Genomic DNA, 14,712 nt, shown 5'->3' with positions numbered 1-14,712 from the left:
ACGCCCACACATAGTAAATAATTTCAACAACTTGTCTTGACGCTAGCAAAGTGCACTAATATACTGGTAGTATGAATAAAATTGTGCGGATATTATTTACAGATAAGGGGGACGCACGATGAGTGATATGAATGCAATGAGGATTGAACGACTACAAATGGACATTGTTTCTTTGCAAAGCCGGTTAACTGTTGTCCAGAAACAGCTCGAAGAATTAGGAAAAGCAAGAGAAGGTTTAACTAAAGTAAAAGACGAAGCAGACGGGGAAAAGCACCTTGTCTCGAATCCTGAACTAAATCATGAGGTAACGCGTGGAAAGGAAACAGCTAAGCATCGTGAACGACGAGCCTCTGTCATGTCGGATTACAAAAAACTAGTTGCTTGTATTGGTAGTATGATCTTTTTAATTGACCAGAAAATGGTGAGTCTTGCGACGGAAGGATCGGGCTACATGACTAGCATTAGCAGTAAAAAGAATCTTGTATCGGAGTTGAAAAAGAGCTAAGGGGTGAGGTAAATGAGCACAAGGGTTAAAGTAGAAACTTCCTTAGTAAAAGGGACACTAAAGGAAGTCGCATCAGTCGCAAGTGGCGCCAAGATGAAGAAGCGATATACAGTTTCCGGATATAATTTAACCATGTTAGATGTATTAATTGAAGACAATGCGCAATTTGATGAGTATATGACCTCTTATATGACAGCATTAGAGTTAATAAGTAACAACTGCCAAAAATTAGTGGATTCATACGCAGAGAAAGACGAACAAATCTCAGGAAAAATCAAAAGCGGATAAGGGGGTCACCCAAATTGAAAGTACTTAGTGTGAGCGGAGTGATAGGTGCGTTTGATACAGTGGTGGGGAAGTTAGAAACCGCTGACAAAGTACTAGAACAGTGCGAGCAAAAGGTGCACCGCGTTGTGAACGTTGGCGGATTTGAAGGGCAAGGACCAGAAGCACTTCGGAATCATTTCCGTCACGTTCAAGTGCCGTCGCTCCATGTATTTAGACAATACATTCAGTCGCAGACGAAAGTCATAGAAAAGGCCATACAAAACATCCGAAACTTTGAAAACGCGGATGGATTGGTACGAGAGGAATTTTGGAAGGTACATATTCCAAAAGGCTTAAATAAGTTAGAAACATCGGCGGACAGCACAATCGCAAAAGCAAATAAAATCTCTGCATCAATTGATCACATTATGAATGCCGGTAAGGTAAGCGAAACGGGTTTCAGAAACTCTGTAGGTCTAGCAAGAAAACACGCAGATAGCGTCGTGCAGAAATTAAACGGTGTGGATAAAACAAATACCAATATGTTAAAGGGTACACGCTCGCAGTTGAAGAAAGTAGGCGCGGTCACATCCAAAATGACTGAATGGTCAAAAGCTGGATCACCGCTGGCGTCTTCTAGCATCAAGGCGGCAAAGACATTTTTTGAGGAACAAGGCGTACATGCGGATGAGATTGTGGCGAAGAAGCTAAAAGAGCTAAAACCAGGTGCAGAAATGTATGCACATGCATTCCCGATGGATTATAATTACAATGGAAGACCGCGCAGTGTCATGGATATTAAGAACTATGATGATTACCAGTTGTATTACTATATGGTTGATATGTTGCCAATAACAGCTCGATACAACGGACTTTTACTCAATGATGATGGAGAAATTTATGGTTGCTTGCCGCCTAATTCAGTTACTGAGGGGCGTAGTTCAAATGCGCGTTACTTGGCGGGTGATGAGAATAGAATAAATGGCAACGTGTCGATGCCGTCAGGCGCTGGGCGTTATGATTATGAATGGACTGGCTGGAATGAGTCGCAGTGGGGAGATCCGAGGCTAATTGGTGGGCATGGTGAATTTGACGCATTGCATACCAGTCTCAATGTTGATACTAGCGTAGTAGGACTTGATGCTTCGATTGCCATGGGAAGTTTTTCAGGGCAAGCTGGTTTGAACAAAGTCAGCGTGTTGCCATTTGACATGTATGCACCTGGTGCATCACTGGAAGCCGCTCTTGTAAAAGGTAATGGTCGTTTGGTGCTAGGTGAGGACGCTAAATGGTTTGAAGGCACTGGCGTCCATGGTGCAGGAGACTTGCTTAAACTAAAAGGCTTTGCGGGCGTAGTTGACGATTCATTTGGTTTTGCGGCTAAAGCAGCGCTTGCAGAAGGATCTGTAGGTGTGATAATTCCGGTTCCGTTCACTGATAAGGATCTTAAGATATCGATTGGTGGATCGGCTGGTAGTATTGGTGGTGAATGGCAAATTGGTCGAGAGACAAAAATTGGTCTCCATGCTATAGTAGGCTTAAGTGCAAGCTTTATGTTTGAAGACAGGGAGAGCGATGAGGGTGATAAGAAAAAAGAGTGATGGGTCAGAAAATCATGTCAAGTGAAGGAGCACACACCTCATGAATTTTTTTAGGAAATACAAGGAGACATTGTCTCAAATTTGGAGAAACATACCTTTCCTTGTGGAAAAGACGAAGCAAGCTAAGGGGATAGGGAAAAAATGGATTTATGTGACACTTATTCTGCAGAGTATCATGGCAATGGCAGCTTTGATAATACCGGTAATAGGTTTTACAATTCTTGCTGTTCTTAATTGGGTGGCGTCTGATCTTGATTTAGTAATGAACATTGTTGTGACTTTGATTGCTTTTTCAATGCTATTTGTATTTTTATTATGGGGGGTCTTTATGTTTAGAAGAGTATTCCCGAAGTTACAGGAAAACGTAACACGTATGATGGGAGATAAAGAGTGAACGGGATGATAGAGTTAAATAGCTTTTGAACGGTTTATACGACGTTGTTGTGGTAAAATGTATGTACACGCGGTATTATGTACTTGCGAGTACTGACTTACAGAAAGATTTTTAGGAGGCGTTTTGTATGTCTAATGAGATTAACGAGATTAAAATTGATAAAGGTGAAGAGTTACTCCCAATCGGTACAGTAGTAGGGATCGATCTAGTGAATCAAGCAGTGATGATCTATGGACGGAAACAACGAAAGATAGATCAGGATGATGAGTTGTCATATGATTACGTAGGTTGTCCGTACCCTCAAGGACACATGTCAGACAAGACAAATGTTTTCTTTCAACAGGACAACATTAAGGAAGTGTATTTCAAAGGTCTTGAGACGACAGGTGAGAAGATTTTACGTGAACGTTTAAAGCAAGTTTTTAAAGAGAAGTGATATGAAACTAGTCGTATATCTACCTTTAGTTTAAGTTAACAAGTGTGACAAGAGGGCATAGTTCATCACGTTTGTGCAAATGAATTATGTCCTTTTGTATGGGTGTACACAAGATGAGAGTGCTAACAAGTTACTGATATCGGTGATGAGTTGCTACCTATTGGGAGCGTTGTCATTACAGATGTTGTGGATGCAAAAGTGATGATATATGCTCGGAAGGTTGAAAGGGAGGGGGATAAGGAAGTTATTTTTGATATGTTGCCATACCCCCATCAGGGAGATTCTAAAAGAACGTTTTGATTAATACTTGTCTAGTACAGGTGTGATTAATAACAAGAGGTGAAGACATAATGGCGATTTTTAAATTTTTATTCGGTAAACCGATAGTGGATCATAAGGTATATACTTTTATATACATAATGTTGTTCATAATTTATGTGGGTTTAGGCGCATTGTTTGTGGCAGCGGGGTTTCCGTGGCATTTTATTTTGACTTGGGCACTTGTATTTCCAATTTTTATTAGAATCGAGCATGTGATTGCAAAGATGGTTTACCGTGGTTGGGTAAATGCATCGAAAAGTCGTTTCAACCTCAAAACAGTAGGGGGCGTGTTTGGGGCGATGTTTCTTAACATGGTGGTTCTTGTGCCCTTAATCTTATACGCTTCATACTATTCTCCAAATGGCTATTTTGTACTTAACATGAAACAGACCCAAGTCGGAAATAATTTTGAGTTGTCTGTCGGGATGTTGCGTGGAGAGTATAATAGTGATTTTTACTTGGGTGTTCCTGTTGATGATCCAAATGCAGTAATGCAAGCAGGATATGAAGTACAAATTGGCGAAGGGACCGTCATTGCCGAGCTGTACAGCAAGAAAAGCGGTGATGTAGTATGGTCAAAAGAAATCACCTATAGCGTTCGGGGCACGATAGAGATCCCCGCAGTTAAAGGGGAGTATTATTTTAGGCTGATCGCTGAAGAGCCGGTGAAGGATTTGAAGTTTAGGCTTAGGACGTAGTAATTAGTATTTTGACTCATCTCGCAGTTTAAGAGAGAAGGGTATACTATGAACAAGAATTGGGATTCGTGGTGGCGTGTATGGGTGAGTCCGCGTCTAGTTACAAGACAGGAGTTAGCAAAAGCAGACTCCCGGGATCGTGCAATTGCTGTTATTTTGTTAGCTACGCTAGGAATGATGGTGAACTATATTGTGCCGAGGGTGGATTCCATGACCTTTGAAGCTGAGATAGGGAGGGCTTTTGTAGGGGGGCTCGTTTCAGGACCAGCTACCCTGTATCTATATCCAAAAGCTTTAAAGTGGGTTGGTTCTTGGTTAGGGGGAAAAGGACGAGAGCGTGATTTGGGTCTCGCTTTTATCAATGGTTATTGTAAACCCGCTATTGTTACTGGTGTGATATTTATACCTATTATGTTAATAGCTGGGGTTAACGAATTGATTTCTATGCTATTGGGCGGCCTATATTATTTAGTGATATTGCCGTGGATTATTGTAATTCATCTTCATACAATAGCTGTGGCCCATAAATTTTCTGTATGGAAGGCTTTGGGGGCATTAGCTATTGTAATGACACCTTTGTTTATTCTTCTGTTTGTGTTTATTTTCTTCCTGAATACGATGTACTAGGTAAGTTTTATTCAAAAAAGCGACTGGGGTTCATAACCCCCAGCCGCTTTTAACTGTCTCTTTTTGATCGACAACCACACGACTTACTCTGACCGGTAACCAGCGAATGTTGTGCGATGTCTTTTTCTGTTCCACATAAGCATCGGCACCTCCAGTAGCGCAGTTTATGCCGTCTAGGTGCTTCCTCTATCACTGTCCAAGCGTGGATGTGTTGCCCAGTAAGGTCTTTGCCACGGTTTTTCGTTAGTTTTGACTGACAGCCACATGACTTACTAGCCCCACTAGTAAGTGACCTTTGTGCGACATCCTTTTCTGTCCCGCATGCGCACTTGCATCGCCAGTAACGATACTTGTTTTTTCGTGGTGACTCTTCAAGAACGGTCCAGTCATTAAACTGCTGTCCGGGAAGGAGTACATAATTTTTCTTCCGTTTCCCTTTAGCTAGGCACCCACACGACTTAGTAAGTCCTTTTTTAAGAGAGTACTCTCTAATTTCTCTTTCTTTCCCGCAGGAGCATCTGCACAGCCAGTGCCGTTCGCCATAACGTCTAGGCCCTTCCTTGATGACAGTAAGTCTGCCATATGTGTGTTCTGCTAGTTCTGTGCCGGTCTTGTCTACATGACTGATGTTTTCTTTTAAGAGAGCTTTTCGTTTCTTATTACAACCGCATGACCGAGCTCTTCCTGCTGTCAAATAGCGCTGTGCAATCACTTTCGTTGTGCCGCAACTGCATTGACATAACCAAAACCGTTTCCCGTAACGCGATTCAGCTTCTTCTAACACAGTTAATTGACCGTATTGATGATTACGCAAGTCTGATTTTCTTCTGCAGCCACAAGACCTGATGTTTCTATTAGTTAGACGCCATTGTCTTGCTTCTATAATGTTTCCACATGAGCATTGGCATAACCAATAACGACTCTGTTTCCGTATTGCTGACTTCTTTAATACGGTTAAATGGCCGTATGTGTGCCCGGTTAAGTCTAAGTCTTGGGAGCATGGGCAGGATTTGATTGTGCCTGTTGTTAAACGTGATTGGTTAACTTCTCTTGTTGTTCCACATGTAGTACACTGACACAGCCAATGCCTCTTTCCATAGCGTGCCGCGGCTTCTTTTAAGACGATGAATTGACCGTAGGTGCGTCCGGTAAGGTCTATTCTTTTCCATCCTCTTTGTTGATAGCAGTTGCAAGATTCACTGTAGTTGTTGACAAGTTTTTGGTGTGAAATAGTTAATTCCTTGCCACAACTGCATTTGCATAACCAATATTTGCTCCAACGTTGCAGGTCAACTTTCTTTAAAACAGTTAAAGAACCAAAAGTTTGTCCGGTGAGGTCCAAACATTTTCTCCCTAATTTCTTCCCAGACTTTTTTGCATAACAGCCACAAGATTTGCTCGTTCCATTTATAAGTGTTCTTTGAGCGACTGCTTTTGTTGTACCACATGAACACTTACATAGCCAATAACGTATATTCTTACGACGAGGCGCCTCTTTTATAACCAACCATTGTTCAAACTGTTTTCCAGTAAGATCGATTAGTCTAGTTTTTGAGCGCATGTGCATCTTCTCCAATGAAAATTTTTGGGGTGTTTCTTATAATTTTATCACTTTTAAACGAGATTCAACAGGATTACCATGTATGCCTGTCGAAGTAATATTTTGCGACAAAAAACGAGTTGTTTTCTCAAGAAAAGAAAGAATATATGAAACCAAGCGAAGTGAAGGTGTATAACATGAACGATGTGCTGCCATCAGAAGAATTTAAAAAGCGGTCGGAACAAGAACAAAAGGAATTGCTGGAGCGTTGGCGCGCGCTCTATAAAAATAAAGATATATGCGAGAAAATGGGTATGCGTGAAGGACCATATTATGCGCTGCTCCAGAAACTCAACGTTCCACGTGAGTTGAAACGATATAAACAATCTGTTATTCCTCTTTCTTTACTGAAAGAATACAAAAGCCAAGTGCCAGACTATGAGACTTTTATGCAAATTGACACGAAACAACAGTTTTACTTGATGTGGGGAGTTTATGAAAAGCGGTATAAAAAACAGCGCGCAAAATTAGCAGAAGCGCTCGGTGCTAGCAAACCCAAAGTATACGTGTTACGCGATAAATTAAGGAAGTGGGCGGAGAAAAACCGATTAGAAATTGACCAGGTAGTCCGTGAGATTGAAGAAGAGACGAAGAGGCAGGCAATGAGTGCGGTTATATCTGGTGCGGGTAGTGAAGTTGCTGCAACGATAGAGGCGGTTGATGAAGTCGTGGAGAGTGGAGAGAACCTTCACGATTTATCAGAGAATAGTCACGCAATAGAGTTGTCAGGCGCTTACCGTGGGGACGTTTTGAGTAAGCGTTTGAAGAAGATTGCCGACTTTTTGGCTGATGAAGGAAATCAATTTGAGATTCAACTTGCAATCAAGGAGATTCCGAATTCTGCTGGGGTTGATGAGAAAGAAGAAATCATGAAGAAGGTTCTGGGGTTATTGATGGATAAGTAGGTGCGGAGAAGAGCTTGATGCCAACCAAAGGTGTCAAGCTCTTTTCATATATCGCGATATTTGTCGGACGAAAAAGGAAGGAATAGCCACTTTCCCGTCGAATAAAGAATAAAAAGACGTTTAGGGAGGGGTAGAATGCAGTCAACAGTTGATGCAATCGCAGAAGAGACGGAAAAGCTGTTACGAAAGATGGAGTTGTGGGAGAATCCTGATGCGTGGTCTCCTGCACTGATGCGACACTTAGCAAGAGGGACAGACGTTGACCAAAACAAGTATTCCAGTCTGCTCACCTTCGAACAGGTGATGTTAGCAGTTAAAAAGGTGACACCAGATCGGGTGGCGCAATTCATGAACGAGTATGCGCTTGCATTAGAAAGTCATAGTCATATTCAGGATGCATTTGAATATGCTGTAGCATTCCAACAAGTGGACATTTTGAAGCAGTTGTTGGAACAGCACAAAAGTAATGTGTACTTAGAAGAGTGGACGACAGTTTATAGATTATTGTTAGAAGTTATTCAGCGCAAACTATCATACAAAGGCGTTATCAGCAAAGCCCGTGATCTAGTCGGCCACGTAGAATCAGAAGTGCTTAAAGTACGTTTGGAACTACTAGAGGTACATGCCCATGAGCAGCTTGGCTGTCTTGAGAACACGATTTCCCTTGTCGATCACATGCCAGGCAAACTCGTAAAGATCGAGCCAAGTTTTATGAAAAGCGTTTTATTAAGCCGCGCTTCACTATCAATGGGGACAGGCTTGCTTCGTGTGAAGGGCGATTTTAAAAAAGCGAGGGAAGTATTTACAGAGGTCGTTGATAATCCTGCAACTCCAGAAGCAATGCTTGCGCCTGCTCTTCACGGACTTGGATTGGCAACATTGTGTGGACTGGATAGAAAAGAAGCATTACCCCACTATGAACAAGCCATATTTTACGCAAAAAAAGCAGGATTAGTCGCCTATGCCGAGCGATTAGAAAACGAATATTATCCTTTTGCACGAAATATTTGCGGTGAACAGTTTGACTTAACAGGCATTGCACCTTGCGAGCAAGTGCACCAATATATTGTGCGTTGCGAAGTGGACAAGGCGCTTGAGATGATAAGCCAGTTAGAGGCAGAAGGAAATCAAAGTGCTTGTTTAACGTGGTATAGGGGCATTGCGACAGGGAAAGAAGCAGTTTTGTGGGAAGCGTTGGATCGTTTTGAGGTAGAAAATCAGTCTTACTTACGACCATTTGTAAAACAAGAAATCCAATTTCCGAGATTCGGGTGAAAGGGTGAGAAAAATGAAAAGGACTTTGGTATTGTTGGTGGTTGTGTTGGGGTTAGCGGCGGTTAGTTCGGAAGTGCTAGACCCAGGAAATCCAGGGCTTCCGTATGACGCAAGTAGTAAAGGGGCTTAACGCCCCCTGTTTTTACTTTAGTCTACCATTTAAGTATTCTTTACGCATTTTTTCAAATCGTAAATCTTCAATTGCTATGACTTTTGCTTTCTTGTCTGGTGGAATGTAACAAAATTCAAATGCAAATCGTTGTGTGTCATCTCTCATATGTACAACCCTTCCTTTAGTTGAGTAAAAAGGCGTCAGTCCATAAACCTGACGCAATTATGAAATCTTATCTTATTGTACGATCTGTACAAAAATTGGTCAATCGTCTATTTTTTATCGCGCTTTTTTCTCTTTTCTTGTTCGTCCAGCAAGTTGCACAGACTGCATTTCCGTTCGAAAGTAGCGTTGCTTCTTTTCGTGTTAATGCTGCCCGCGCATCCGCAATTATAGGTTCCATATATACGCCCCATGGTTCATTCCCCCTGTATAGTTAATGATAATATCTGGTTACACACATCGTATTTACTTGACATGAAGCAGTGGAGTAGAAAGCATGGGGATGGACCTTTTTTTAAACGGTGGAAATGGTTCAGTGAGTTGCGCCGAATCTTCATTTATTATCAGAAAAAGGTCCATGATTTGTCCAGCGGTGAGCCCCAACATTTTCTCTTCGTGATCACAAGCCGCAAAAAAAGCTGGTCCGTGAATAATCCTAGAATCGTGCTTTCCATGGGAAACGCAAATCGTTGGTTCCGTATTCAACTCTTTGTTGTACCATAGATCAATTTCTTGTGTGATCGACATGAAGTCAAGGTGATCACCAACTAATTTTTGTCTGGTTTTTAAATCGAAATTATTATAAGTGACGGCTGAAACTTCAACTTTGTGAGTGTCCGGCGTAAGTAATAAAAATGCTCTTACCATGTTTAGCAACTCCTTTGATTTAACTTATATACTTATTATGACGCGTCCAAAAGGGGATGTACGCGGACAATTTGCGGACAAAAAAGGCGCCAGGACACAACAACCCTGACGCGAATGGTTCAAGCCTCGTGCGAGAAATCGACCATCTTGTCCAATGAGTCAAAGTGAAGATGCTCATATTGTGGTGCACCAAAAATATCTTGAAATACAGTAAGTATGCAACTCTCTTCGTAAGGAGAAGTTTCATAGACAAAATGTTTTGTATCATTGGTTATGTTGAAGGAGGTATGTTTATTGATCATGCGACAAACCTCTTTCCTTTTGATCAACGGATCGTTGTAGCCCACTCTCGTATGTTCGATATGTTCAGACTCGTCATCTAAAGTGAAAATCCTATCGTCCCAATAGCAGCCTAATAATTGTATTTTCTCGGTTTTTGTATGCGCAGATCCTTCGCACTCGTGATGAGTCCAGTAAAGTTTTTCGACAAACATGTGTAACAGCTCCTTTGATTTAACTTATATACTTATTATGACGCGTACGAAAGGGGTTGTACGCGGCGATACAGCGGACAATTTGCGGACAAAATTTCCGTATCTGGGTGTAACCAGACTCAGGCTACACCCGTACATACGCTACTGACCAAGCTGGAGCCACGGAATAATTCGTGTTTTAAACGGTGGAACCTGCTCACTAAGTTGCACGATGTTTGAGTTGATCATTTTGATAATGTGGTTCATTTGATCTTGGTTTAACCCTTTCGATACACCTTTGCCATTATGACTAGAGAAAAAGACTGGACCACAGATCGTGGTAGGTTCGCTATTTCCGTAAGAGACAACGATCGTTGGCGGCATGTCTAGTAGTAGAAACTCGTCATTGTACCAAAGGTCAGTGTTTGGGGTGATTGGCATGGCGGCAAGCATCCCTCCTACAAAGTTTTGTTGTGCTTGTAATGTTAAGCCCTCGTAAGGCTTGATCTCAAATTCCGTTTTGTGTTCTCCAGGCGTAAGTAGTAATACTTTTTTCCCCATGTGTAACAGCTCCTTTGATTTAACTTATATATTTATTATGCCGCGACCAAAAGGGGATGTACGCGGCGGAACGGCGGACAAATTGTGGACAAATCATCCGCAAAACTGCCGCGCGATCGCCGCGTACATCCCCTCTGTGGTGCAACATAATAGTAAGGAAAGGGGGATGTTTACATGTCAAGAATCACAAATCGGATGGACACACAAGCAATCCAAAAAGAAACAGTATTAATCAACACACTTCTAGGCGTAGACGACGCTTATAAAGCGCCGAGTGCGCTAATGGAAATCTTGTATAACCGCACCCAACGCGAGTCCCTGTTCAAGGACTTTCTAACAGAGGCACACTATGATATGAGCTACGACTGGTTTCATAAGTATTATCAGAATGAGCACTCAGACAGAAAGAAGAAACAAGACTTTACGCCTGATTCAGTGGCTGAACTGCTAACAAAATTAGTGGCTCCATCCGCAGGCGGCACCTTTTACGAGCCTTGCGCTGGAACGGGTGGAATCATGATCAAGGCTTGGAATCATAATAGGAAGCAGCATGACCACTACCGCCCATCGTGGTACCTGTACCACGCAGAGGAATTGTCAGATCGTGCGATGCCGTTTCTACTTTTTAACGCGCTGATCAGAGGCATGAATGCGGTGATAGTCCAGGTCGATGTGCTGAAACGAACAGACGCAAAGGGAGTATTTTTTGTTCAGAACGACAGTGACGATCCTTTACAGTTTTCGTCGCTCAACCTAATGCCTTATACAGAGGAAATTGCTGATTACTTTCAAGTTAAGTGGACAAATAAAAGAAACCGTTATAAGCCACTTACCGAAACTAAAGGAATTCCTGAACACTTGCGCTCGATAGCAAAGCAGATATTGACGGATGCCGCGAAATAAGAGTTCTAATAGTACAAACCACAATTTGAGGTTTGTGCTATTTTTTTGTCCGCAGAATGTCCGCGGTAACGCCGCGTGCATCACCTTTTGGACGCGGTATGATATATATGTAAGGCCAATCAGATCAAAGGAGTTGTGTATATGGAAAAAATACTGAAAATTTTTCCTGGTGAAGGGAAGACGGAATATGAGTTTTGCAGTTTTGAAAGATTGACATGGGAATTAATCAATAAGTTAGTTGGTGGGGGTGTTGAAAGGATGTCGGTTACAGAGGATATAGACTTATGGTTTGATCCTATGACTTCATGTTGTGACGAATTTCCAGCAATTGGAGTTGGAACATCACGTTATTCTTACGCACAACATGGAATTCATGTTTTTACTGCTAAGGATAGTGTAGGTAATATCAAAGGTCTTCATGAAGATCATATCAATAAAATAAGACAAAGGATCGGAAAGAAAGTTGTCCGGCGAGAGGGTCAACTTATTCCTTACATTTGGTTAGATAAATAGTAGAGGGTGTCCGTGAGTGAAAACTTACGGACACAAGTTTGTCCGCAGAATGTCCGCGGTATCGCCGCGTGCATACCCTTTCAGGCGCGATATGATATATATGTAAGGCAAATTAAATCAAGGGAGACGTTCATTATGAAAGCATTGCGTTTATTTCCAGGTGAGAAAAATACGGAATTTGAAATCATTGAGTATGAATACACAACTTTGAAAGAAAAAAAGAAGATGGTGGGTGTTAATTCGGATGGTACTTTAGGTTGGCGGTTTATTGATGTTAGCATTATGTTTTTCTATGATGAGTCTAAAGAAGAAGGAATGCCAACAATTGATGTTTGTGCGAGCGATTCAAGGCAATTCTATTATGGTTCTGTGATTTTTGTGGGGTTTGATAATAGGGGGTTAGGTTTAGAGGGAGGACTTGACCAAAATCAAATCGACTACATCATCAAGAGTTTGATTGGATCAAACACAACTCAAATTAATGATCGAACCATTCCACGGATCGAGACGAAAGAAGATGTATATGGTGATGAAATAATGGGAGAAGAAATCATTGCGGGAGATGAGATGTTTCTATAAAGAAGAAGGTGTCTACGGGCACCTTCTTCTTTTATCAGCACGTTTGCAGTATGCTTCGGCATCTTCTTTTAAATAAAGATTCACTTGGCTTCTGCCAGTGCCTTTTCGAAAAAATGGCTTTAAACGCTTATCTCTCACGGCTTGTTTAAATGTAGAGTCTTTTTGCCTAGTAACTTTCATTGCTTCCCGTTTAGTGAGAAGGTTTTCCATTAGGAATTTTTGTAGTTCTTCTCTATCCATGATACACGCTCCTTTCGTGAAGAAAACCCCGATACATCGGGGCTTAGCGGTAAATTCGCAATATCTTATTCAGTCTCTTTCTTGCATCTTTTAAAGTCTCAAACTCCATGAACCTTCCTATGGTTTTAACTTTGTAAGTTTTCAAGTCAAATGATCGGATGGAGAAGCGACGAATTCCATCACCATTATGCTCAGAAGTTATGAAGAAACCTTCCGATGCATGTCTAGTTTCATATTCTGTGTTGAAAAACTCCGCTGCCCCTTCGCTAAACCAATCTTGCCCGATGCTTTCATTCAGCTTTTTCATCTCTGCAAACGTTAATGTTGCCATATTTACCAGCTCCCGTTGAATTAATTTATATATTTATTATGCCGCGTATGATAGGCGATGTAAGCGGCGAAAAGGCGGACGATTTGCGGACGAATTGGTCCACAAAAAAGTCCGCCCCACTTGGGACGGATTCTTAATCAGATTGAACGGTGGGTTTTCAGAAGTTCTTTCAATGCAACTTGTGCATCTTCCAGCGTTTCATATCCTCGAAATTCTCCGATCTCATGTACATCACGTGAAGCAAAGTCGAACAGTCGAATGGTGTAACGACGAACCTCGTCATCCTCACGGCACTCACTGCTGATAAACAAGCCTTTATCTTCGTGAACCATGGTTAATTTTTGTGTTTCGATTTCTCGGTTGTAAAAATTCATTGCCCATTCATCAAAAAAGCGATATCCTGCTGCTTCGTGTTGTTGCTTCATTTCTGCGATTGTTAACATGTGTAACATCTCCTTTGTTTGCTTGGTATATATTCATTATGCCGTGTTTCAAAGGGTATGTACGCGACAGAAAGGCGGACAAATTGCGGACGAAAATGCTGCAAAAAAGTCCGCCCCAAGTGGGGCAGACGCTTAATCATGAACAGCGAGCGACTTCTATCATTGCATCGATCGCGTCTTCTAGTGTTGCAAATTCCATGAACGCTCCTACCGTGTGCACGTCGGACGTTTCCAGATCGAAGAGTCGAATGGTGAATCGGCGAATGTCATCTCCACGGTGCTCACTAGTGATGAAATAACCTTCACGAGTTGTTGTTTGTGTCTCCATTTCGGAGTTGAAGAATCGCATTGCCCCAGGGCTAAAAAAGTAAAACCCTGCCTCTTCATTCAGTTCTTTCATTTCTGCGATTGTTAACATGTGTAACAGCTCCTTTGTTTGGTTGGTATATATTAATTATGTCGTGTCTCAAAGGGTATGTACGCGGCGAAAAGGCGGACAAATCGCGTACGACTCTGTCCACAAAACCGCCGCTGTTTCGCCGCGTACAACGCCTTTTGGGCGCGTTATGATATATGTAAGATGAAAAAGAGGAGTGCATGAAATGAATCTTTCTATGTGTCGAGGGAGAGAAGAGAAAGTGGTACGTATGCGGGAAAAATTGAAGGAAAAACTCCAGGCAGATTTGTTTAATAGGATTAAGTTGTTGTGTGTGGAGCGTCATCAGGAGTTCTGGGGTCAATCAGAAAGTGAGTTGCGTGAGAAGGTTTGTGCTTGGGGGGAAGAGGTATTCTCTGCATATGTGGCACTAAAAGAAGGACAAAGATTTGTGTTTGTGTTCCTCTCCGATTATCCAGGTAGGCACTGCGATTTTTGGCAGGTGCATGTGCCACTGGGGGCGTCTTCTTTAGAGCTTGTGGGAGAGATGCAGACGACAAAATGTACTTATGCGGGTGATGGAGAATTCAAAATGAAGGCATTTGCTACAATTTACGCTGATGAATGACGGTCGTTATAGATGGGGAAGTAATCTAAAAGAATAGACGAAAAGAGTCTGCCC

General features: G+C 41.9%; 23 protein-coding genes. 14 read left to right on the top strand and 9 right to left on the bottom strand.

The features are described 5' to 3' along the window. Positions 1-118 precede the first annotated feature (118 nt). The 8 genes from BLT29_RS04940 (at position 119) to BLT29_RS04910 (ending at position 4,849) form a co-directional block, all read left to right on the top strand. Positions 119-505, top strand: a complete 387-nt coding sequence (locus tag BLT29_RS04940; protein ID WP_090775219.1) for a YwqH-like family protein — start codon at positions 119-121, stop codon at positions 503-505. Between the two features lie 12 nt (positions 506-517). Continuing rightward, the gene (locus BLT29_RS04935; protein WP_090775218.1) at positions 518-793 is read left to right on the top strand and encodes a DUF5344 family protein; all 276 of its coding nucleotides are present in this window, start codon (positions 518-520) and stop codon (positions 791-793) included. Between the two features lie 14 nt (positions 794-807). After that, positions 808-2,373: a T7SS effector LXG polymorphic toxin gene (locus BLT29_RS04930; RefSeq protein ID WP_176763812.1), complete on the top strand. Its 1,566-nt coding sequence runs from the start codon at positions 808-810 to the stop codon at positions 2,371-2,373. Positions 2,374-2,413: 40 nt separating this feature from the next. Then, positions 2,414-2,767, top strand: coding sequence for a hypothetical protein (locus BLT29_RS04925; RefSeq protein ID WP_090775216.1), 354 nt, complete (start codon positions 2,414-2,416; stop codon positions 2,765-2,767). Between the two features lie 127 nt (positions 2,768-2,894). Continuing rightward, the gene (locus BLT29_RS04920; protein ID WP_090775215.1) at positions 2,895-3,203 is read left to right on the top strand and encodes a DUF4176 domain-containing protein; all 309 of its coding nucleotides are present in this window, start codon (positions 2,895-2,897) and stop codon (positions 3,201-3,203) included. A 150-nt stretch (positions 3,204-3,353) separates the two neighbouring features. Continuing rightward, positions 3,354-3,503: a DUF4176 domain-containing protein gene (locus tag BLT29_RS14015; RefSeq protein ID WP_367576281.1), complete on the top strand. Its 150-nt coding sequence runs from the start codon at positions 3,354-3,356 to the stop codon at positions 3,501-3,503. A gap of 50 nt (positions 3,504-3,553) precedes the next feature. Further along, positions 3,554-4,222: a hypothetical protein gene (locus tag BLT29_RS04915; protein WP_090775214.1), complete on the top strand. Its 669-nt coding sequence runs from the start codon at positions 3,554-3,556 to the stop codon at positions 4,220-4,222. 48 nt (positions 4,223-4,270) lie between these two features. Next, a complete protein-coding gene (locus BLT29_RS04910; protein ID WP_090775213.1) occupies positions 4,271-4,849 on the top strand; it encodes a YIP1 family protein in 579 nt (192 codons plus the stop codon). Positions 4,850-5,092: 243 nt separating this feature from the next. Here the strand turns inward: BLT29_RS04910 and BLT29_RS13295 are convergent, their stop codons facing one another. Next, positions 5,093-5,266, bottom strand: coding sequence for a hypothetical protein (locus tag BLT29_RS13295; protein ID WP_176763810.1), 174 nt, complete (start codon positions 5,264-5,266; stop codon positions 5,093-5,095). 1,290 nt (positions 5,267-6,556) lie between these two features. Between BLT29_RS13295 and BLT29_RS04905 the strand changes: the two genes are divergently transcribed. Both BLT29_RS04905 and BLT29_RS04900 read left to right on the top strand, forming a co-directional pair. Beyond that, on the top strand, positions 6,557-7,354 hold the full coding sequence (locus BLT29_RS04905; protein ID WP_141769850.1) for a hypothetical protein: 798 nt from the start codon (positions 6,557-6,559) through the stop codon (positions 7,352-7,354). A 135-nt stretch (positions 7,355-7,489) separates the two neighbouring features. Next, on the top strand, positions 7,490-8,629 hold the full coding sequence (locus tag BLT29_RS04900; protein ID WP_090775211.1) for an AimR family lysis-lysogeny pheromone receptor: 1,140 nt from the start codon (positions 7,490-7,492) through the stop codon (positions 8,627-8,629). 142 nt (positions 8,630-8,771) lie between these two features. On the opposite strand, the gene BLT29_RS13850 is transcribed toward BLT29_RS04900, so the two are convergent. From BLT29_RS13850 to BLT29_RS04885, 4 genes are all read right to left on the bottom strand, one after another. Then, a complete protein-coding gene (locus BLT29_RS13850) occupies positions 8,772-8,906 on the bottom strand; it encodes a hypothetical protein (protein ID WP_281241403.1) in 135 nt (44 codons plus the stop codon). A 303-nt stretch (positions 8,907-9,209) separates the two neighbouring features. Then, a complete protein-coding gene (locus BLT29_RS04895) occupies positions 9,210-9,611 on the bottom strand; it encodes a DUF3846 domain-containing protein (RefSeq protein WP_090775210.1) in 402 nt (133 codons plus the stop codon). 119 nt (positions 9,612-9,730) lie between these two features. Continuing rightward, on the bottom strand, positions 9,731-10,105 hold the full coding sequence (locus BLT29_RS04890; RefSeq protein WP_090775209.1) for a hypothetical protein: 375 nt from the start codon (positions 10,103-10,105) through the stop codon (positions 9,731-9,733). A 141-nt stretch (positions 10,106-10,246) separates the two neighbouring features. Further along, positions 10,247-10,645 (bottom strand): DUF3846 domain-containing protein, encoded by a 399-nt coding sequence (locus BLT29_RS04885; protein WP_090775208.1) that lies wholly within the window; start codon positions 10,643-10,645, stop codon positions 10,247-10,249. 174 nt (positions 10,646-10,819) lie between these two features. On the opposite strand from BLT29_RS04885, the gene BLT29_RS04880 reads away from it, so the two are divergent. From BLT29_RS04880 to BLT29_RS04870, 3 genes are all read left to right on the top strand, one after another. Further along, positions 10,820-11,548, top strand: coding sequence for an N-6 DNA methylase (locus BLT29_RS04880; RefSeq protein ID WP_245701090.1), 729 nt, complete (start codon positions 10,820-10,822; stop codon positions 11,546-11,548). Positions 11,549-11,689: 141 nt separating this feature from the next. Then, complete coding sequence (locus BLT29_RS04875; protein ID WP_090775207.1) at positions 11,690-12,061, top strand: hypothetical protein; 372 nt, start codon at positions 11,690-11,692, stop codon at positions 12,059-12,061. Positions 12,062-12,196: 135 nt separating this feature from the next. Further along, on the top strand, positions 12,197-12,640 hold the full coding sequence (locus BLT29_RS04870; RefSeq protein ID WP_090775206.1) for a hypothetical protein: 444 nt from the start codon (positions 12,197-12,199) through the stop codon (positions 12,638-12,640). A 12-nt stretch (positions 12,641-12,652) separates the two neighbouring features. Here BLT29_RS04870 and BLT29_RS04865 read toward each other — a convergent pair whose 3' ends face one another. The 4 genes from BLT29_RS04865 to BLT29_RS04850 form a co-directional block, all read right to left on the bottom strand. Then, complete coding sequence (locus BLT29_RS04865) at positions 12,653-12,880, bottom strand: hypothetical protein (protein WP_090775205.1); 228 nt, start codon at positions 12,878-12,880, stop codon at positions 12,653-12,655. Positions 12,881-12,923: 43 nt separating this feature from the next. Further along, positions 12,924-13,211, bottom strand: a complete 288-nt coding sequence (locus BLT29_RS04860) for a DUF7447 family protein (protein ID WP_090775204.1) — start codon at positions 13,209-13,211, stop codon at positions 12,924-12,926. Between the two features lie 137 nt (positions 13,212-13,348). Next, complete coding sequence (locus tag BLT29_RS04855; RefSeq protein WP_090775203.1) at positions 13,349-13,654, bottom strand: DUF7447 family protein; 306 nt, start codon at positions 13,652-13,654, stop codon at positions 13,349-13,351. 136 nt (positions 13,655-13,790) lie between these two features. Further along, positions 13,791-14,072, bottom strand: coding sequence for a DUF7447 family protein (locus BLT29_RS04850; RefSeq protein WP_090775202.1), 282 nt, complete (start codon positions 14,070-14,072; stop codon positions 13,791-13,793). Positions 14,073-14,256: 184 nt separating this feature from the next. On the opposite strand from BLT29_RS04850, the gene BLT29_RS04845 reads away from it, so the two are divergent. Beyond that, positions 14,257-14,658, top strand: coding sequence for a hypothetical protein (locus BLT29_RS04845; RefSeq protein WP_090775201.1), 402 nt, complete (start codon positions 14,257-14,259; stop codon positions 14,656-14,658). Positions 14,659-14,712 lie beyond the last annotated feature (54 nt).

Origin of the sequence: Shouchella lonarensis (assembly GCF_900096965.1) — a bacterium.
In the GTDB taxonomy this organism is placed as follows: domain Bacteria; phylum Bacillota; class Bacilli; order Bacillales; family Bacillaceae_D; genus Shouchella; species Shouchella lonarensis.
The sequence above is the reverse complement of the archived record's forward strand: the minus strand, read 5'-3'. Positions and strand labels throughout refer to the sequence as shown.